Source organism: Proteiniclasticum sp., assembly GCF_032054185.1.
GTDB lineage: Bacteria > Bacillota > Clostridia > Clostridiales > Clostridiaceae > Proteiniclasticum.
This window is the reverse complement of the sequence record NZ_DAMBTF010000012.1, coordinates 1-19,783: the sequence shown is the minus strand read 5'-3', so window position 1 is coordinate 19,783 and position 19,783 is coordinate 1. Positions and strand designations below refer to the sequence as shown.

Sequence of the window (19,783 nt, the reverse complement as noted above, 5' to 3'; positions counted from 1 at the left end):
GAATAGCAGGAGTAGATCATTTCATCATTTTCGACTTGATATATTCATCAAGTTCTCCTAGTGTCTGAATGTTTCTCAGTTCTCTTTCGTCTATTTCGATGCCCAGTTCAGACTCGATTCGACCGATGATCGAGATATAATCATAGGAGTTCAGGTTCAAGTCTCTTACGGGGTTTGTCTGCGGGGTAAGATCTTCCTCGTTTACCTCGATGTATTCCATAATCAGTTTGTTAATGATGTTGAGCATGTAACGCTACCTCCTTATCTTCAATACAGTGCCGTTTGATTTTTCTTGTGGATGTTTTTTCAAATTCCTCTTCACGCAGTTTCACGTCATGGATACGCTTATAGGCTGAGAGCTTTTTATTGAGTCTTTGTATGTCTTCCTTAAGATTTTCCTTTGCCCTGTCAATGCCTGCTTCAATGAGATAATCCTGATCGATGAAGGCCTCGGCCATTATCATGACATCCTGTCCGTCCTGAGAAAGAGGTGCATAGACCACAACTTCTTTGACATAAGGCAGATTTTCCAGGATGTGCTCTTCCAGCTCCTCCGGATGAACATTCTTTCCATTGGCAAGGATGATGAGATTTTTCTCTCTTCCTGTAATATAGAGCGCACCTTTCCGGTCAATGTATCCGAGATCTCCTGTTTTGAACCATCCGTCGCTGGTAAAGGTCTTTCTTGTGGAAACCGGATCTTTGTAGTAACCCATCATGACGTTGTCACCCTGAACCTGGATTTCACCGATTCCATCATCGTCTATATCAGAGATTCTCACCCTGTTGTCAGGAATGACATAGCCTACTGATCCGGGGATACTTTTTAAGGTACAGTTAGATGAGATGAGTGGAGCACATTCTGTGATACCGTACCCGTTATAGATGGATATTCCTAAATCATCGAATCCCTTCACGATATCCGGCCTTAGCGGTGCTCCTCCACATACGATGACTTTAAGATTGCCACCTAGGCTCTGATGGATCGGTTTAAAGAATAGTGCTCTTCTGTCTATGCCGACTTTACGCATGATGTTGCTTATCCAGACACCGTAACGCAGATGTTTGGACAGATTCGTCTTTTCTGCTTCCTTCCAGATATTTTTATATAATGACTCCACAATCATAGGTACCATCAGCGTCATACCTGGCTGATAGGTACGAAGGTTATCCTGAACATGTTTGATGCTGTCGTTGAAGCATAAAGTCATGCCTCCATAGATACAGCCTAGAACATGGAGGTTGAACTCATAGGTATGATTTATGGGCAGAACAGAAAAGGACACATCCGCGAACTTGAACATACAGAATGCGGAGTGAATGACTGTAAGCATATTCTTATGACTCAGCATAACGCCCTTATTCACACCTGTGGTACCTGAGGTGAAGAGTATACTTGAGAGAGCATTCCTATCGATTGACATACTCTTGAATTCATCATTTCCGTTATTGATTTCTTTTCTTCCCTCCTCCAGAAGATCCAGAATGGACAGAGTTTCCGGAGATTGCTCATACATGCTGATATTGATGTAGGTCTTAAGTTCTGGACATGTCCCCTTCATCATCATGACATCATCGTGAAGAGACTGAGAATAAAGAAGGACTTCCGCATCGCTTTTGCAGACCAGCTTATGCAGATCCTCTATGGACAGTTCCTTATCAAGAGGCACCACTACGCCCACACCGCATGCAACGGCCATGTAACTGACCACATAACTGTAACTGCTGTCTCCAATGAGTGCAAAATGTTTCCCTTTGAGTCCCATAGATAAAAGCCTTGTTCCAAGTGCATCTACATCTTCTCTGAACTGAATGTAGGTATAGCTGTGAATGTTTCTTCTGGTATCCATCTCTCTAAATGCATGCCTGAGTCCATACTTTTCTTCTCCACGAGTAATCAGCGCTTTCAGATTGGACAGATATTCTGCCTCGTAATAATTCTTGAGCATATCTGGTGTCCCTCCCATTATTGTTATATTCATACCGATAATAAAGGTTCATTCATGTCGATGTTTGATTAACAGCATATTGCACATAACGATAAATAATTCACTACTAAACTCATTATAGAGTTATTTATTATATAATTCTAGTTCAATACATCTGTTTACTAATATTTTACGTAATTCGACATCTCACTAAAAGAAACTTCTGGTACAGCTTCAAATCGTTTGAATTTATTTGTAATATTAATAAAACATATTTATCGTTATACGAATTATGTCATATTAAAAAGATAGTATAACATCATCGCTTACATGGTAAATAATCTTGGATATCAGAATATGACGCAATTTCAATGTTTAGAATTGCATAAAAATACTCAATAATATTAGAATTTGTTAAAGATATAACTCTCTAAATATAAACATTTTAAAAGGCCAGGATTTTCATCCTGACCCTTTCTTTCATTTCGATTACAGCTCGTCCCATCTGACTTTTTCCATTCGCTGCCGGATGGCTTCGTCTCCTACAAAAACATTCATATTGCCGCCCTGCATGGCATAGACCTCACGCACGATTCCGCCTTTTTTTCTCACAAGGTTTCCCGCAAAATCGTGAACCTGGTCGCTTCCCTTAAGATCTGGAGAAGCCTGAAAAGTAATCAGCACGACACTCTTACCTGTAAGATCTGTTATCGGATCTCTAAGGAAGGCATTGACTGCCGGCACGCTCTTCCCTGCCCATATGGGAAACATGAGATAGATCTTATCTGAATCCTTGATATCCTCCCACGGCTCACCGCTGAGTCTGGATGACATTTTGAATACCGCCTGAAGAACATTACCCCTTTTCTTCTCTTTCAGTTCAACAAGATGTGCTCCAGTCTTTTCACCTAAAAGTTCGGCCGCAGTTCTCGTATTGTTTGACTGTGAATAATAGACAATAACTGATTTCATGATTTTCACCCCAATATTTTATAATTCGTAAGCTCAGTGTAATACTTTTTCAAAATAATATAAAGCAGGCAGAGATAAGTAAATCAGTATACAGGTTTTAAAAACCCCGTATACCTATTGAAACCCAAGTGTAACTGCTGCGTTTTTCATTCCATTTATGGTTTCTTCTATAACCTCATCCAGGTCCATTGCAATCATCTCGCAGCCTTTAAGAATCACTTCGCGATTCACACCCGCAGCAAACTTAGGCGTCTTGAACTTCTTCATAACAGATTTCAGGCCCAGTTCGCTGATATTTTTGTCGGGTCTCATAAGAACCGTCGCGGTTATGAGTCCCGTAAGTTCATCTATAGTATAAAGAACTTTCTCCATATATTTTTCCGGTCTGACCTCGGTGCATATCCCATAACCATGACTTTCAATCGCTCTTATGAATTCTTCATCCGCATTTTTTCCGGTCAGGATTTCTCTTGTCTTTGCACAGTGCTCTTCGGGATATTTTTCATAATCCAGATCGTGCAGAAGTCCAATGACACCCCAGTAATCTTCATCTTCACCCTTAAGTTTCGCAAAGTGTCTCATCACCGCCTCTACTGAGTACGCATGCTTGAGCAGTGAATCACTTTCGTTATATTCTTGTAAAAGCTCCAATGCCTCTTCTCTTTCCATATTGAACGCCTCCTGTAATTCGAATTTAAGCTGATCTATACTCATCATAACGCAGCAGTGTGTGATACTGAAGTGAAAAATCAGGGATTCGTCACGATATTTCGATGAAAACATTTACAGATTGCAATATATCCCCCTTCTGATTTACTTTATTCATCATTTTAATGCATATACATATCTTTCATTTCTATTTCTTCTGACAGTATGATAAAATTTATCCATTGGTATAAAAAATATACAAATTTCAAGGAGGATATGATGAAAGATTTAAAACCCTATTTAGAAAAATACGCTAAACTCGCTGTTCATGTAGGTGTCAATCTGAAGGAAAAAGAAGGACTGGTCATCACCACAACAACCGATGGTCTTGAACTGTCAAGAATCATCGCAAAGGAAGCATACCTTGCAGGTGCAAAGCATGTGGAACTGGTTTTGAACGATGATGAGTTTACACTCATGAGATACAGATATGGTAAGGACTTCGTCTTTGAGGAATATCCTGAATGGAAAGTTACAAACACAAGAGATATCTACGAAGACAACTATCACCACTGCTTCGTTATCTCACCTAACCCTGAGCTTCTTAAGGAAGTGGACTCTGAAAAAGTGAAGACGAGCCAGAAAGTGGCAAGCCAGGCTGTGGCACCAGTCATGAAGTATAGAATGACTGGAATCACAAAATGGGTGATCGTAGCTGTTCCTTCTGTGGGCTGGGCGAAAACCATCTTCAAGGAGGATACAGATGAAGTTGCAGTTGAAAAACTGTGGGATTATATCATCAAGGCAACAAGACTTGATCACAACGATCCTGTGGCATCATGGATTCTTCATAATGAAAACCTGAAGAAATACGAGAACTTCCTGAATGATGCGGACTTTGAAAAAGTCATTCTGAAAGGACCAGGAACAGATCTTGAAGTCTACCTTGCTGAAGACCATAACTGGATCGGAGGATCCAACGACAGCAATGAAGGTGTTCCATATATGGCAAATATTCCAACTGAAGAAGTCTTCACCACACCACATGCCTATAAGGTGAACGGTACCCTAAAGGCAACTAAACCTTTAAGCGTCAACGGAAATCTTGTGGAAGACTTCGGCTTCACCTTTAAAGATGGTAAGGTTATAGATTTCTACGCCGAGAAGGGATATGAAACTTTAGACAACCTCATGAAGAACGACGAAGGTGCAGTAAGACTTGGTGAGATTGCACTGGTTCAGGATGATTCACCAATCTCCAATACAAAGATTCTCTTCAACAACACCCTCTTCGATGAGAATGCATCGGTTCATTTCGCCTTAGGCAGAGCTTACGGCTATGCCATTAAGAACGGAACTTCCATGACTCAGGAAGAACTGGACAAAAAGGGCGCGAACTTCAGTCTGATTCATGTAGATTTCATGGTAGGCGGACCAGAACTCAATATTACCGCATATAAAAAGGACGGTTCTACCGTTGAACTCTTTAGGAACGGTAACTGGGTGATCTGATTTCAATAGGCAGGCACAAATATTCAAGTAAAAAATCAGGCGGCGATTAAGTTTTTTCTTAATCGCCGCCTTTCCTTATGGTTCTGATTTCTATGGAAATCCAGATATTTATTTTGTCAGCTTATCCATAATCAGCATGATTTCACTGATTTTCTCATTCTGCTCTTCTGTACCGAAGGCACCATGAACGCAGTGGTTGATATGATCATGCAGGATTTCCGAATTGACTTTCTTCAAGATCGCCTGAGTCGCCATGAGCTGGTTGGAAATATCGATGCAATACCTGTCATCTTCAACCATCCTGATCAGACCCTCTAGTTGACCCTTGGCAGTCTTAAGCAGTCTAGTGATTTTATCCTTATCTGATTGCATCGCTTATTACCTCCTAGCCAAATATACTCTTCTTCTCTGAGACTGACACCAGTTCAAGCTCCACTTCACTTAATGCGGCTTTCATGGCTTCTTCTGATACTTCGCCAGTCATATCCACGACTGCATTCTTCTTGCCAAGATCTACCTTGGCTGAGCTTATGCCCTCAAGTGATTCAAGAGCTCTTGTTGCGCGTCCAACGCATCCCATGCAGTGCATACCTTCGATTCCTAATACTTTTTTCATTTTTCTTTCTCCTTATGTTATATTATTTTGTGCTTTTTATATTTGTTTTTTGATGTTTTTTGATTACTCTGTTACAGGTCTATTTTTCTCATGCAGCGGCTGGAAGAACTTTAGTCTCAGTGCATTGGTCACAACGAATACCGAACTGATACTCATTGCTGCCGCTGCAAACATCGGACTCAGTCTCCATCCTAGAGCGATGTAGAATACACCCGCAGCTACCGGAATACCCAGAACATTGTAGAAGAATGCCCAGAAGAGATTCTGCTTGATGTTCTTTATGGTTGCCCTTGAAAGCTGCACTGCGGTTACCGCATCCAGAAGATCGTTCTTGATGAGGACAATGTCGGCTGATTCAATGGCGATGTCGGTACCTGCTCCAATGGCAACACCTACATCTGCTCTGGTCAGTGCCGGAGCATCATTGATACCGTCTCCGATCATGGCGACTTTATGACCTGTCGCCTGGATCTCTCTGATTTCTCTTTCCTTATCCTGAGGCAGCACTTCTGCTACGACTCTATCGATGTTCAGCTGTCTTCTGATGGCTTCTGCAGTTCTTTTGTTGTCTCCAGTGAGCATGACCACATCGATACCCATCTTCTTGAAGAGTTCTATAGCCTGCTTGCTGTTTTTCTTTACGACGTCTGCTACCGCAATGATTCCGAGCACCTTTTCATTGGTTCCGAAGAACAGCGGGGTCTTTCCTTCATTGGCGAGTCTGTCTGATATCTCCTGGAAATCGCCCATGACGATATTTTCTTCATTCATCAGTTTAAGGTTACCGGCGATATAAGGTTTCCCGTCGATCAGTGCCGCGATACCCATACCTGAAACGGAATTGAAGTTTTCCACTTTCTTCAGTGTAATGTTCATTTCCTTCGCTTTTTCCACGATGGCTTCTGCCAGAGGATGTTCTGAAGGCTTTTCTATGGATGCACCGATGAGAATCAGTTCTTCCTCAGAAATGTTTCCATCTGTGATGATGTCTGTTACAACGGGCTTTCCTTCTGTAATGGTTCCTGTCTTATCAAGTACCACTGTATTGATGGAATGCATGGTCTCTAGGGCTTCAGCTGATTTAACCAGTATTCCGTGCTGTGCACCTTTACCGGTTCCAACCATGATCGCCACAGGAGTTGCTAGTCCAAGTGCACATGGGCAGGAAATGACCAGTACTGTGATGGCCAGTGACAGCGCAAATTCGAATGAGTATCCAAGGGATATCCAGACAATGAATGTCACAATGGCAATGGCGATGACTGTCGGAACGAAGATTCCGCTGATCTTGTCAGCAAGCTTCGCTATTGGTGCCTTAGTGGCATTCGCGTCTTCCACCAGCTGGATGATCTTCGCAAGAGTGGTGTCATCTCCGACTTTCTCCGCTCTGAAACGGAAATATCCGGTCTTGTTTATGGTTGCTGCAATAACCTTATCTCCTGCTGATTTCTCAACCGGTATGCTCTCACCTGTCAGTGCACTCTGGTCGACGGATGATGATCCTTCAACAATGGTACCGTCCACCGGTACGCTCTTACCTGGTTTTACCACTACGATATCACCGATGATAACCTCATCTATCGGCACTTCCATTTCCATATCGTTTCTCACGACCAGAGCAGTCTTAGGTGCAAGGTCCATGAGTTTGCTGATGGCTTCGGATGTCTTTCCCTTTGATCTTGTCTCCAGGAACTTACCGAAGGTGATCAGTGTCAGAATTGTTGCTCCCACTTCAAAATACAGATCATGAGCGAAATTGTGCACGATGTGCATTTCATTATGTCCCAGACCGTATCCTGTTCTGAATATGGCATATATTCCATAGAGGAATGCTGCCGAAGCACCGATGGCGATGAGAGAGTCCATATTCGGTGATCGCAGCCAGAGTGCTTTGAAGCCTATACTGAAGTACTTTCTGTTCACATACGCGATAGGCATGGACAGAAGCATCTGGATAAACGCGAAACTTATCGCATTTTCAGGACCTACCAGCCAGCCAGGTACAGGCAGTCCAACCATATATCCCATGGCGATGTATAAAAGAGGAATTAAAAATACCGTTGAGACAATAAGCCTTGTCTTCATCTCTTTCAGTTCATCTTCTATCGGGTTCGCCTTCGTCACCGACTGAGCGGCTCCCTTCTTATTATGGACCTGTGCACCATAGCCTGCTCGCTTGACTGCTTCAATAACAGAATCCTCTGTTACATCCTCATCATAAGCTACAGTCATGGTGTTGGTCATTAAACTTACCGTGACATTTGAAATACCATCGAGCTTTCTCACAGACTTTTCTACCGCTGCAGAACAAGCTGAACAGGTCATTCCAGTGACATCGAATCTTTTCTGTTCCATAGTTACCTCCTAACCCCACCCCCTGGGGGGTGTCTACAATTAGATAATACCCTGTCGGAAACTGATTGTCAAGTCAGAACCACTTCTTTTTTTTGAAGTAATAAACCATAAATGCTGCAATCACAACCATGACCAGCCATGTAATCAGATATCCGTACCTTGTATTTAACTCAGGCATAAACTTGAAGTTCATGCCATAGACACCTGCAATGAACGACAGAGGCATAAAAATTGTAGAAATAATGGTCAGTACTTTCATGACTTCATTAAGACGATAACTGATATTGGACAGACTGATTTCAATCAGTCCTGATAGCAGCTCCCTGTATGTATCTGTTGTGTCAATAACCTGAATGAGCTGGCTGCTTAGATCATCAAAGAACATTTTTGTCGATTTATTGAAGACAACGGATTCTTCTCTCGCCAGCCATGAGGTGACTTCGCGCAATGGCCAGGAAAATTTATGGATGAAAAGAAGATCTTTTTTTATTTTCCTGATTTCTTTCTGCTCTTCATTCGTTTTGCTTATAAGGACTTTTTCTTCGATCAGATCAATAATCTCACCCATGGTTTCCAGCACATTGAAATAGCCTTCTGTTAGAGAATTGATCAGACTGTACAGGAGAAAATCTACACCTTCGCGTCTGATCAGGCTGCCCTCTTTTCTCAGATGGTTCCGGATGCGGTCAAAGACGTCTCCTTCTTCATCCCCGAACGTGATGAGGTATCTTTCACCAACAATAAAACTAAGCTGTTCCAGTATAAGATCCCTTTCTTTATAGTAGATCATCTTTGCCACAATAAATACATAGTTTTCGTAGTCATCCACCTTGGGTCTCTGGCCTTTCTGTATGATATCTTCCTTCACCAGAGAATGAATATGAAAAATATCGCAGATGGCCTCTACAACACTTTCATCATAATTATTATCCAGGTTGATCCAGAGCTGATCTACCTCATTCTGATCGATCAGATTCTTATACTCCGATACCTCAGAAATCCGGATAATTTTCTCTTCCAGTTTTTCTGTATTATAGAGCATGATGCTGATTTTATCGCGAGAATCACCTGTTTCGTTCTTCAATTGAGTACCGGGTTCATTGGGCTGGATGAACTGACTGCTGTTTTCCATAAGAATCACCGCTTTCCGATTATTATACTTAAAATTATGACAGATTTTCGAAATAAATGTTACACAAGAAACAGCCATGGATATTAATCACCATAGCTGTTCATGAGATCTTTCAGTTAGAAGACCATTCGATAGATCTTCAGAAACGATTCATTGCTTGTTAACGCATCTTCCAGAAGATCAGCATGATATAGACTGATGAAATAGGCACATGCTCTGGCAGAACTTGCAAACATACTGTTCATGCTGTAATCAAGGTCCGTAATCATATCGTAGGCAATAATCTTTTCATGAAGTTCTTTGTGCTGATAGAGTGCGTTGATATAGATCCAGTCAAAGAAATAGTGTCGGGGTGTCAGGCTGTAAGGTTCACCTTCAAAATGGAACCCGAGAAGTCTACCTGACCCCTTCAGTCTTCTGTCTTGTGAAACCGCTCTGGATTCTTCTGTAAGAAGGTCCTGATAAGGTCCTCCTCCTTCAAACACCTTTGCGCTTTCAAATATATTCATCACCGGGTACGCCGTCCCGAGCTCCGTCCGATACTTGAGGTTCACTCCTGCGAGATCTCTACCCAGCCGTTCATTTGAGTATTTTGAAACATCCAGAATCTTACCTCCGCTTTCATATGCTCGTATGGCATGATGCATGGACAGAATTGATTTTTCTTTCTGTTTCTGGCTCTCTCCCCGGAAATGTTCATACTCGATGGTTTTCTCCACAATGAGTCCCTGGTATGAAGTTTTGGCGATAAAGTAAATACGTTTTGCCATGTCTGATTCACCTCACTTATACTTTAATTATAACTGCCCTTAAAATATATTTATTACTATTCTAATAATCTTCTGTGAACAATATGTCATAATACTAATATTGAATTGTTTTTGCTGTATATTCTGGTCATATAAACTAAAGGAGATAAATATTATGGATACAATGCGTGCCATGGTCATTAATGAGTTTGGTGATCCTTCTGTTTTTCAGGAGGTTTCCATGAATATCCCCGCCCCTCTGGAGGATGAGATTCTGATAAGAGTTCATGCTGCATCGTTTAATCCTGCTGATGCGTCTTCACGAAAAGGAAAGTTCGGAAAAATCATCAGTCTGGATGAACCGAAAGTTCTGGGGCTGGATGTTTCAGGAAAAGTTATATCGCGCGGAAAAAATGCGAACAGATTTAAGATCGACGACCGTGTCTATGCATATCTTGATATCCGTCGCAACGGTTCATATTCAGAATATGTCACCTTGAAGGAAAAAGATGCAGACCTTATCCCTGAGAATATCTCCCTGACTGAAGCGGCATCTGTTCCACTTGCTGCACTCACAGCCATTCAAGGTGTGTATGAACTAGGTGAACTGAAGGAGAATGAACGCATCCTGATCAACGGTGCCACCGGTGGAGTAGGACTTATGGCTGTTCAGCTTTCAAAGCTGAAAAATGCTCATATCACGGCAGTATGCAGCAGTGAAAGTGCAGCTCTTCTTGAGCCTTATGATGTAGAGCTCATCATCGACTACAGGAAAGAAGAAATACTTGAAGCCCTTCTTGAGAAGGTTGATGTATTCTACAATCTTGCCCCGTTAAGCGCTGAAAAGATGAAATCCCTTTTCTCTTCGGTCAAAGATCATGGACGATTTGTCAGCACTTTAGGCATCCCTGATGATCTGGATGAAAAGGATATGAGCATCAAAGTGATCAGTCAGCAGACAAAAAGAGGTGGGGAAAGACTTAAAGTCATCTCAGATCTTCTGAAAGATGAAAAATTGAAGCCTGTTGTGACCTCAACCTGGACTTTTTCGGATATCCCCACAGTCCACAGACTCCACGAGGAAGGCGGTCTTCTCGGGAAAGCGGTCATCATCATTGGGCATGATGAGTAACCTTAAAATACCAGCATCATAAAAGATGGAAAAAAGCGAAAGCTTTTCTCCATCTTTTATTACTGTCTACGATTGCCGGTTAGCCTTTTCCCATTCTGAGTAAAGAGCGGATCAGTGTTTACTATATGACTTCATTGATGTTTGAGACCAGTTCCTGCATAGGATCGACAAGGATTCTCTCCTTCGCGATTTCAACTATACTGAGCACAAGTTCCTGATAGGTCTGTCCTTCAGCATAGGCCATTTTCACGATGTCACTGATTTCACTGTTGAGACCTGGTAGTGAATTGATTTCTATGACATAGGGAATTCCATCCTTAAGTCTGATGTCCACTCGCGAATAATCCCGAAGCCCCAGGCTTTGATAAGCCTTGATGGCTGTCTCTTCGATTTTTTTCTTCATCCTGTCATCCAGTCTTGCAGGCAGATGATAAGTTACGAAATCTTCAAATTCGAATTTCGCTTCAAAGCTGTAAATCTTATTCATCCCTTTCGGAAGCCTTGACAGATCGATTTCCATAATAGGAAGAACCCTCAGATTTTCACGGTTCCCCATGATTCCTACAGTGTACTCTGCGCCATCAAGGTATTCGGTGATCATTACAGGCGGATTGTAGCTCTCCAGATTCTCAATGACCTTCCTCCTCAGATCTTCCATGTTGTAGACAAGCGAGTCATCCTTAATCCCACGACTTGAACCTTCATCCTTCGGCTTAACCAGCACCGGGAATTTCAGGCTCAGATTTTCCACTTCTTCTTCACTTCTGACGGTATAAAAACCGGGTGTCGGAATATCTGACGCTTTGAAGATCTTCCCTGAGAAAATCTTATTATAGGCAATCCCATGAGGGATAGGTCCTGAACCGGTATACGGTATACCTTCAGACTCAAGCATCGAAGGAAGCTGGGATAATCTGGATTCGCCTCTGATTCCGTTGCACAGATTAAAGACTAAATCTACATTTTCCATTCTTAACTTCGTAATGATATCTTTATCATAAACGAGAAGCACTGTATCGTATTCTGTCTGTAAAGCTTCTTCGACAAATGCGGCAGTCGATTTCTTGATCTGATCTTCCAGTAAACCTTCTTCGTTCTGAAGAATCTTAGCTCTTGGTTTGTCCATTACGATTCCTATTTTCATATTAAGATTACCTCCTATAAGTTTAAGCAAAGTCTTTCTATTGAAAACCTTAACATAAACATATGAATCCAATGTTAATCAATTGTTTAATTATTTTGTGTAAACGCCTGGAAATTATGTATGTGACCAGTGAAACCACATAAATCAAACAATGTTTATGATTTAATCGCTGAATACTTTAAATTATACAATAAAAAGAGCAGCAGAATTTTCCATATGTATTCCAGAAAAGAATACAAATGGAAGATTCTGCTGCTTAAAGATTATCTGTTATTCAGTTTTCCTTCAGTGTTCTCTGAAGGAAAGTTCTCGTTCTATCTTCCTTTGGTGCATTGAAGATATCCTGAGGATGCCCCTCTTCTACGATTACCCCTTCATCCATGAAGATGACACGGTCTGAAACATCTCGTGCAAATGCCATTTCATGTGTGACCACAATCATGGTAAGTCCTGACTCGGCCAGATCTTTCATGACCTTCAGAACCTCTCCGACCATTTCTGGATCTAGAGCGGAAGTCGGTTCATCAAATAGTAGTACATCCGGTTCCATGGACAATGCTCTGGCAATTGCGACTCTCTGCTTCTGTCCGCCTGAAAGCTGCTTGGGCTTTGCATGAACGTACTGATCCATGCCAACCACCTTGAGATATTTAAGTGCGGTTTCTTCCGCTTCTTTTCTGCTTCTGTTCAGCACTTTCATCTGGCCTACGACACAGTTAGAAAGTACATTGTGGTTTTCAAAAAGATTGAACTGCTGGAAGACCATACCGAGTTTTGTACGGTATGCACTGACACTGGATCCTTCTTCAAGGATGTTCTTTCCCCTGTATAGAATTTCTCCGCCACTGGGTATTTCAAGAAGATTGATGCATCTGAGCAGTGTGGATTTTCCGGATCCTGATGCTCCGATGATGCAGACAACTTCTCCACCATCGACCTTGAAGTTGATGTCCTTTAAGATTTCGCGCTCTCCAAAGGACTTTCGAAGATGTCTGATGTCTATGATATTTTCCATTTTCTTACTTCCCCCTCTTTTCGCTCTTTCTTATCTGATCTTCCGGTTCAAGCACTTGCATCTGATTCCCGGTGAGGATATAGTTTGCAGGACCATCCATTCTTCTCTCGATCAGTCTCAGAATTCTGGTTACCGAGAAAGTCATGACCAGATAGATCATCGCCGCAACGATGAAGGTTTCCATATACATATAGTTTACACCCGCTACAGACTTAGTCGCAAAGAACAGTTCAGTCACCGAGATGACATTCAGCACCGAAGTATCCTTGATGTTGATGACAAATTCATTTCCTGTTGCAGGAAGAATATTTCGGATAACCTGAGGCAGCACTACATTCATCATGGTCTGGAAATGGGTCATACCAATGGACTGGGCAGCTTCATACTGACCTTTGTCGATGGAGAGAATTCCTCCTCTTACGATTTCCGACATATAAGCACCGGTATTGATGGTTACAATCAGAATGGCGGCAAAGGTTCTGTTCATATCTATTCCGTAAGCCTGAGCTACGCCATAGTAGATGATCATGGCCTGCACAATCATAGGTGTTCCTCTGAACACCTCGATATATACCGACATCAGTCCGTTGATGACTTTCAGCACAATACGCTTAAGCCCTCTCTCCGGTTGGGGGATTGTTCTTATAATTCCTATGATCAGTCCAAGACCTGTACCTAAGATGGTACTGAGTATGGAAATCTGAAGGGTGGAAAGTGCTCCTCTAAGGAACATCTCCCAGTTGCTCACCATTATGTTCATAAGCGTTTCTACAAAGTTTATTATCGAATCCACTGTAAATATATCCTCCTCATGGAAAAACTGGCTCCAGCCAAGGAGCCAGGTCATTCTGATTAGTTCTGTGAAGGCTGATTGAGGATCGCCTGATCCATTATGCTCTGCTGCTCTTCTACAGGTAAGTCTCCAAGTATTTCATTGATACGTCCGATCAGTTCTTCGTTTCCTTTTCTGATTCCTACTGCGATGGCTGTATCATCTGGTGATGTTTCAAATCCGTCTGTAAGTTCCACAAATGTGAACTTGTCATTTGCTGCGGAGGCGCTGACCGCTTCCGGTCTTTCTGTCACATAGGCATCGATGACTCCAGATTCCAGAGCAACTCTTATGGCTGAAAAATTATCCATGGCAGTCTGTTTTTCAACACCTTCGATCTGGTCGATGACATCATAATGGAAGGTATTCAGCTGAGCTGTAACTTTAGCTCCAGAGAAGTCAGCAAGGCTTGTCGCATTTTCGTATTCGCCGCCTTTAGCCACTACCATGACAAGATCTGACATGTAGTAGTTGTCGGTGAAATCGATGGATTCTTTTCTTTTCTCGGTTGGTGACATGCCCGCGATGATGGCATCTATTGTTCCGGACTTAAGTGCCGGTACAAGGCCGTCCCATTCGACTTTGACGATGACAAGATCTTCGCCAAGGCCTTCAGCGATTTTTTTCGCCACTTCCACATCATATCCTGCCGCATATTCCTCAGTACCTTCTATTTTAACTGCTCCGTTTGAATCATCATTCTGTGTCCAGTTGAATGGTGCATAGCCGGCTTCCATACCTACTTTAAATACACCGTCTCCTTCAGCATCGATCTTTGTTCCGCATCCGGCCAGAATCAGTGATGTGCTCATGATAACCATTAATATAGCTAATATTCTTCTCATTTTATACTCTCCTTCTTTTGTAAGGATACTTGTATACCCATACCTATACTACTTATAAAAATACATTTCAACCATTTAATAGTGAATTTTTTTGTAATAAAAAATACCTGAGACGAACTCAGGTATTACAAATGCAACCCTAGATCCCCTTTCTTTCCCTTGATAAGATAGCTCAACCTTATGACCTGGGTTGGCCATAAGGACAGTCCGGCAGCTCTTAACTGCAAGCCCAGCATGTGACAGTGAGGCTGTCATACACTTCGGCGACATTTCCTCTTCCACGGGATCTTTGCTTCCTCAGCTACTCCATGGTTCTTAAATATCGCTCCTCTACCTCATCTGATAAAGATGAGGTCACTATTAAATTGTTGACTCTATACTAACGTACTTGTTTTTTTGTGTCAACCGTATTATGCAATAATAATGAATCTGTCATCAATCTATGCATTTTACTGGAGATGTAAATCATTTCATATGCTTTGAAATTCAAATATTCTTAATGCTTTCTTGCCGGAATTGAGAGTCTATTGTCATCAGGTCCGATTTCATTCAGAATGCGGTCCATATAATATGCTGATCTGTCTTCCGAATATTTACTCATGATTTTAAGTCCTTCATGGCTCAGCATCTCTTGGGTCACTTTATCTTCATCCCCTCCGAAATACAGAACATTAAGTTTTCCGATGGCCTCAGCCATCAGATCGGCATCTTCTTTCGTAGCATTGGACTCTTCCATGAAACGTGCATGCATTCTTGTCACAGAAGCTTTCTCAAAATAGTCTCTTGACCAGTCTTCAAGCGATCTGAATTCCTTCAGACTGCTTCCAGCCATGACATCTCTAAGATCAGTTCTGGCACTCTCGTATTCCATGCTGAGATCCGGCAGGACGCGTAACATCCCATATTTATGTGGATACACTGAAAGTGCATTTGTTGAGATTTCATAAAAAGGTTCTTTTTCATCTGTACTCTTAATATCCTGAATATGAATATGACCGGTGAGGTTCAGGCGGACACCATGACGTCTTACGATGTTGAGATATTCCTCATTATTGTCGATGATATAATCTTCGACAGCGATGGGGCTGTGAATAAGCGCATTATGATGACTCACTGTGATGACTTCGGCACCCTTTACTTCAGCAGATGAAAGAACCTCCTTCATCCAGGTGAAAGTCCCGAGACTGATGATTCCTCCGGTCTCCGGATAATTGAGCTCGATGTTCCGCTTGTATTTGCTGGTATCCACAAGCAGGATCCATACATCATCCGACGCCTCAGCGACATAACTGAGAGAATGTTCGTCACGCATGAATGCTTCACTGAATCCGTATTCCCCGTAGATTTCACTGAACTCCATAGGTGTGACAGATTCCACTTTGGTCTGTTTTGATCCGATGAAGCTTCGTGCATGAGGATTATTGATGTCATGATTTCCAGGTGTCACAAAGACCTTTGTCCCAGCATCTTCTATCTCTTCTAAAGCATCTGCTAATGCAAGATGACTTTCCTTATCTCCGTTATTGGTGAGATCTCCGCTGAGAACGAGGACATCGGGCGTTTTTTCCACCACATCATTTTTGAAGGCATTGAGGATTTTGTCTATGTGGTCGAGGTTCTTCCCGTCACTAACCGCAGTATACCTCTTATAAGCTTCACCCTTGTCGTTCATAACAGGTGCAAGATAATGGAGATCGGATGCCACATAAATATCTGTACCTTCATCCGGCAGAGCCTGCACTTCATCAGGTGTATCAACGGTTTTAACTGCATTTCCGCATCCGGATAGAATGAAAGACAGCATCAGAATAGAAGCAGTGATCATCAGTTTATTATTCTTCAAAATTTAAGCCTCCTGGCGTTTATGCGATTTTACCCGAATCTCTTCTTGTTCAGCCCTTATAGAAAACGATGGCATCAAAGGCGATGAAATAAACAATCAGCGTAGTCATTATACTAAAAAGTGTTCCAATAAGATAGTATTCTGCAAAAACCGGATCTTTTGATATTTTATCATATCGGGCAATGGACTTAGCCGTCATAATGAGTCCGATGGATGCATATTGTCCGAGAGCAAGAAAGATCAGCATGAGTATCCGCTCAAGGGATCCGATTACTGCGCCAGCTCCATGAATGGAAACAGGTTTCTCCTCTTTCGGCGAAAATCGGCTGAACAGCATTTTGAATGTGATGTTGGCGGGCTTGAAGATGAGCAGGATTGCGAGCATCCATCTCAGATAGAGTAGGAATGAAAGCTCTTCACTGAATCTGAACATTTTATCATCATAGAAGAGCTCTGAAATGACGACAAGGGTAATGATATGTAAGAGCTGATCGATGATATAACTGTTTCTTTCCGTCACGTATTTCATGAATCTTCTGCCTCTGTATACTTCCACCTGACTTTTAAGAAGATCAATCAAACCATGAATAAGTACGGAGAGTATAAACACAGATGCAATATTTCTATGCAGAATGAAGAGGGAGAAAAAAGGTATGGCATAAATCAGGCTGTGCCTCAGTGTATACCTGATATTTCCTCTCTTTCTGATGGACATGCCATTGCTCTGAAGATAGAAGTCTCCGATGACATGGAGGATAAGAAGCGGGAGAAAAAGTGCCATGCTATTCAACTGCCTCACCCCATTCCGCTTCCATGAGCTGAGAGATTTCTCTCCGTGCTCTGATGTAGTTGTAATAACCGCTGCTCTGGATACGCTGATTCAGTGCCTGACTGGTGAGTTCAAGCAGCTCCGCCAGCTCGATCTGTTTGACCTTCAGACTGTGTCCGTAAGTCAGAATGGATTTCTCGACTACTTCAGCCTGTGTTTCTCTCCATCTGCTTTCAATATAGTCGCAGAGCCTGAGCGTTTCATTCATGACCTTTACGAGGTTTATGTTCTCGTCTGCCCGAATCATGATCTTTGCATTACCGTAGTCGTTATCCTTATGGATTTCGGAAATAGCCTCCCTTGCATTCCAGTAGGCAGGACCATCTGCACCGATACTGAGCTTATTGATTCTTGTTTTGATTTCCCCAATTCCTATGCCGAAACGGATATCCACCTTCTGCATGTAAATTTTGATCTTATCCACGATCTCTATGACACGGCCGCCTTTTTTAAGAAGCCCCTGAAATTCATCCCCGATGGTGATTGTAAAATTCGATGCAATGTCTGATTCATATTCTTTATTGATGATCTCGAGAATCTCTTTCAGATTCTCCTGAACAGCAAAACGGTTTTCTAATTTCTTTGAGGCGATGATGTCGCCTATCACTGCAAAATACATAGATCTCCTCCTTACCTTTTATTCATTATACCATTGATAAGTTAATTTTCAATATTATAACATTGAAAATATACAAATCACGGTTCTAATGAATATGTCAATGTTATAATAGAACGTTTGTTCTATTATAACATAACTCGTACAAAAAACGAACAGTAATCTTTAAGGGAAGATTCTGTGCAGACGAAAATTTGAAGGCAGCAGAAAATCCCGCAGAATGTTCTGCGGGACTGCAATGATCATTATTAGCCGGTTCTATTTCATCAGCTGTATTTTCTCTCGTCGATTTCTTTCTTTTCCAGCTCCTGAGCGACATTACGCTTGATGAGGACATACATCACCGAGCAGATGGGCACTGCAAGCAGAATACCGAGCACCCCGAACAGGCCTCCGCCTACCATGACGGCAGCAAGAACCCAGATGGCCGGAAGTCCGATGGAATTGCCCACAACCTTAGGATAGATGAGGTCACCTTCGATCTGTTGGAGAACCAGAAAGAGAACAATGAACCAGAGTGCCTGTGTAGGGCTGCTGACAAAGATCAGGAACGCTCCGATGAACATGGCGATGAATGCACCGACTATGGGAATCAGAGCTGTAATGCTTACAAGGATTCCGACCACAACCGCGTAAGGGAATCCGAAAATAAACATGGAAACCACAAACATCATACCAAGTATTATGGCTTCGGTGAGCTGACCTGTAACAAACTTCTGGAAGATATCGCTGATCAGTGCAGTGACACCCATGAACTGGTCTACCCTCTTCTGTGGAAGATAGGCATAAAGAATTCTTCTGATCTGTCTACCCAGATTCTCCTTATCCACCAGAATGTATATGGCAAAGATCAGTCCCAGAAGGACATTCAGTGCACCACCAAGGAACTTGGACACAAAATTGACGGTAAAGTCTGCCAGACTGTTGCCGCCGACCATGACGGCATCAAGTACAGTTTCCCCGATGTTTTCAAGCGATAGATCAATGTTCACCATATAGTCTTCAACCATAGGGAACCTGACCAGCATATCATTAAGCCATGCCGTTGCATCCTTGATGAATCCAGGCAGCATGCTGGCAAGATTCTCGAAGGTCATTGCGATTTCAGGGATGACAATGAGCAGCACAAGCGCTATGACTGTAAACAGGCTTAGAAACGTCAGAATCAGACTGACTGCTCTTCTCATCTTTCTTTTTTTCATCTTGTGAAACAGTTTTTCCAGCACATTCATGTAGATGTTCAGAACAAATGCAAGTGCAGCTCCGATAAAGAGAGGCACCATGGGTTTTAATACCGTTGCAGTCAGGGTCATGATGAACGGAATATGTTTAAGTGCCCAGTAAAAGAGTATTGCCGAGAATATGATATAAATAATGCTTTTTGAAGTCTTTTTATCCAGTATCGAACCCACCTCTTTCATGCCGCTACCCTTATAATACTTATGATAGCGAAAATATACGTTATTTTTAATTATACTGTAGATTGGATGAGATTGACATAGAGATTCTTGAGGAATAATCTGTACGTTCATGAAAAAGAAGGCAGCCTCTGCTGCCTTCTCAGACTGTAGACAAAGCGACCATTTCCATACGGAAATCGGTCGCTTTTTGCATT

19 protein-coding genes and 1 riboswitch are annotated in these 19,783 nt (G+C 42.1%); of the genes, 2 read left to right on the top strand and 17 right to left on the bottom strand.

The window, feature by feature from the left end; translation table 11 throughout:
* Nucleotides 1–16 precede the first annotated feature (16 nt).
* From RTX25_RS08315 to RTX25_RS08300, 4 genes are all read right to left on the bottom strand, one after another.
* The gene (locus RTX25_RS08315) at nt 17–247 is read right to left on the bottom strand and encodes a phosphopantetheine-binding protein (protein WP_312652640.1); all 231 of its coding nucleotides are present in this window, start codon (nt 245–247) and stop codon (nt 17–19) included.
* On the bottom strand, nt 231–1,949 hold the full coding sequence (locus RTX25_RS08310) for an AMP-binding protein (RefSeq protein WP_312652638.1): 1,719 nt from the start codon (nt 1,947–1,949) through the stop codon (nt 231–233). Before RTX25_RS08310 ends, RTX25_RS08315 begins: the two co-directional genes overlap by 17 nt.
* Before the next feature lie 468 nt (nt 1,950–2,417).
* Nucleotides 2,418–2,900, bottom strand: coding sequence for a hypothetical protein (locus RTX25_RS08305; protein ID WP_312652636.1), 483 nt, complete (start codon nt 2,898–2,900; stop codon nt 2,418–2,420).
* A 114-nt stretch (nt 2,901–3,014) separates the two neighbouring features.
* Nucleotides 3,015–3,569: an HDIG domain-containing metalloprotein gene (locus tag RTX25_RS08300; protein ID WP_312652634.1), complete on the bottom strand. Its 555-nt coding sequence runs from the start codon at nt 3,567–3,569 to the stop codon at nt 3,015–3,017.
* 258 nt (nt 3,570–3,827) lie between these two features.
* Between RTX25_RS08300 and RTX25_RS08295 the strand changes: the two genes are divergently transcribed.
* On the top strand, nt 3,828–5,060 hold the full coding sequence (locus RTX25_RS08295; protein WP_312652632.1) for an aminopeptidase: 1,233 nt from the start codon (nt 3,828–3,830) through the stop codon (nt 5,058–5,060).
* A gap of 108 nt (nt 5,061–5,168) precedes the next feature.
* Here RTX25_RS08295 and RTX25_RS08290 read toward each other — a convergent pair whose 3' ends face one another.
* The 5 genes from RTX25_RS08290 to RTX25_RS08270 form a co-directional block, all read right to left on the bottom strand.
* Nucleotides 5,169–5,432 carry a metal-sensing transcriptional repressor gene (locus RTX25_RS08290; RefSeq protein WP_312652630.1) on the bottom strand — a complete coding sequence of 88 codons (264 nt, stop codon included), beginning with the start codon at nt 5,430–5,432 and terminating at the stop codon, nt 5,169–5,171.
* Nucleotides 5,433–5,445: 13 nt separating this feature from the next.
* Complete coding sequence (locus RTX25_RS08285; RefSeq protein ID WP_312652628.1) at nt 5,446–5,676, bottom strand: heavy metal-associated domain-containing protein; 231 nt, start codon at nt 5,674–5,676, stop codon at nt 5,446–5,448.
* Nucleotides 5,677–5,739: 63 nt separating this feature from the next.
* On the bottom strand, nt 5,740–8,031 hold the full coding sequence (locus tag RTX25_RS08280) for a heavy metal translocating P-type ATPase (protein ID WP_312652626.1): 2,292 nt from the start codon (nt 8,029–8,031) through the stop codon (nt 5,740–5,742).
* A 73-nt stretch (nt 8,032–8,104) separates the two neighbouring features.
* Entirely contained in the window at nt 8,105–9,163 is a 1,059-nt protein-coding gene (gene corA, locus RTX25_RS08275) for a magnesium/cobalt transporter CorA (protein WP_312652624.1), read from the bottom strand.
* 116 nt (nt 9,164–9,279) lie between these two features.
* Entirely contained in the window at nt 9,280–9,933 is a 654-nt protein-coding gene (locus RTX25_RS08270; protein WP_312652622.1) for a DUF6977 family protein, read from the bottom strand.
* A gap of 154 nt (nt 9,934–10,087) precedes the next feature.
* Between RTX25_RS08270 and RTX25_RS08265 the strand changes: the two genes are divergently transcribed.
* Complete coding sequence (locus RTX25_RS08265; RefSeq protein WP_312652620.1) at nt 10,088–11,044, top strand: NADP-dependent oxidoreductase; 957 nt, start codon at nt 10,088–10,090, stop codon at nt 11,042–11,044.
* 121 nt (nt 11,045–11,165) lie between these two features.
* On the opposite strand, the gene RTX25_RS08260 is transcribed toward RTX25_RS08265, so the two are convergent.
* The 8 genes from RTX25_RS08260 to RTX25_RS08225 all read right to left on the bottom strand — a co-directional run bounded on the left by RTX25_RS08260 (nt 11,166) and on the right by RTX25_RS08225 (nt 19,589).
* On the bottom strand, nt 11,166–12,188 hold the full coding sequence (locus RTX25_RS08260) for an ATP-grasp domain-containing protein (protein ID WP_312652618.1): 1,023 nt from the start codon (nt 12,186–12,188) through the stop codon (nt 11,166–11,168).
* A 274-nt stretch (nt 12,189–12,462) separates the two neighbouring features.
* Nucleotides 12,463–13,203: an amino acid ABC transporter ATP-binding protein gene (locus RTX25_RS08255; protein WP_312652616.1), complete on the bottom strand. Its 741-nt coding sequence runs from the start codon at nt 13,201–13,203 to the stop codon at nt 12,463–12,465.
* Between the two features lie 4 nt (nt 13,204–13,207).
* Nucleotides 13,208–13,963: an amino acid ABC transporter permease gene (locus RTX25_RS08250; RefSeq protein ID WP_397428537.1), complete on the bottom strand. Its 756-nt coding sequence runs from the start codon at nt 13,961–13,963 to the stop codon at nt 13,208–13,210.
* Between the two features lie 92 nt (nt 13,964–14,055).
* Nucleotides 14,056–14,880, bottom strand: a complete 825-nt coding sequence (locus RTX25_RS08245) for a transporter substrate-binding domain-containing protein (RefSeq protein ID WP_312652614.1) — start codon at nt 14,878–14,880, stop codon at nt 14,056–14,058.
* Nucleotides 14,881–15,040: 160 nt separating this feature from the next.
* Nucleotides 15,041–15,221, bottom strand: a riboswitch (Lysine riboswitch).
* A gap of 155 nt (nt 15,222–15,376) precedes the next feature.
* Complete coding sequence (locus RTX25_RS08240) at nt 15,377–16,723, bottom strand: metallophosphoesterase (RefSeq protein ID WP_312652612.1); 1,347 nt, start codon at nt 16,721–16,723, stop codon at nt 15,377–15,379.
* A 49-nt stretch (nt 16,724–16,772) separates the two neighbouring features.
* Nucleotides 16,773–17,504, bottom strand: coding sequence for a DUF3307 domain-containing protein (locus RTX25_RS08235; protein ID WP_312652749.1), 732 nt, complete (start codon nt 17,502–17,504; stop codon nt 16,773–16,775).
* Nucleotide 17,505: 1 nt separating this feature from the next.
* On the bottom strand, nt 17,506–18,171 hold the full coding sequence (locus tag RTX25_RS08230; RefSeq protein ID WP_312652611.1) for a SatD family protein: 666 nt from the start codon (nt 18,169–18,171) through the stop codon (nt 17,506–17,508).
* Nucleotides 18,172–18,434: 263 nt separating this feature from the next.
* Nucleotides 18,435–19,589 carry an AI-2E family transporter gene (locus tag RTX25_RS08225; protein ID WP_312652609.1) on the bottom strand — a complete coding sequence of 385 codons (1,155 nt, stop codon included), beginning with the start codon at nt 19,587–19,589 and terminating at the stop codon, nt 18,435–18,437.
* Nucleotides 19,590–19,783 lie beyond the last annotated feature (194 nt).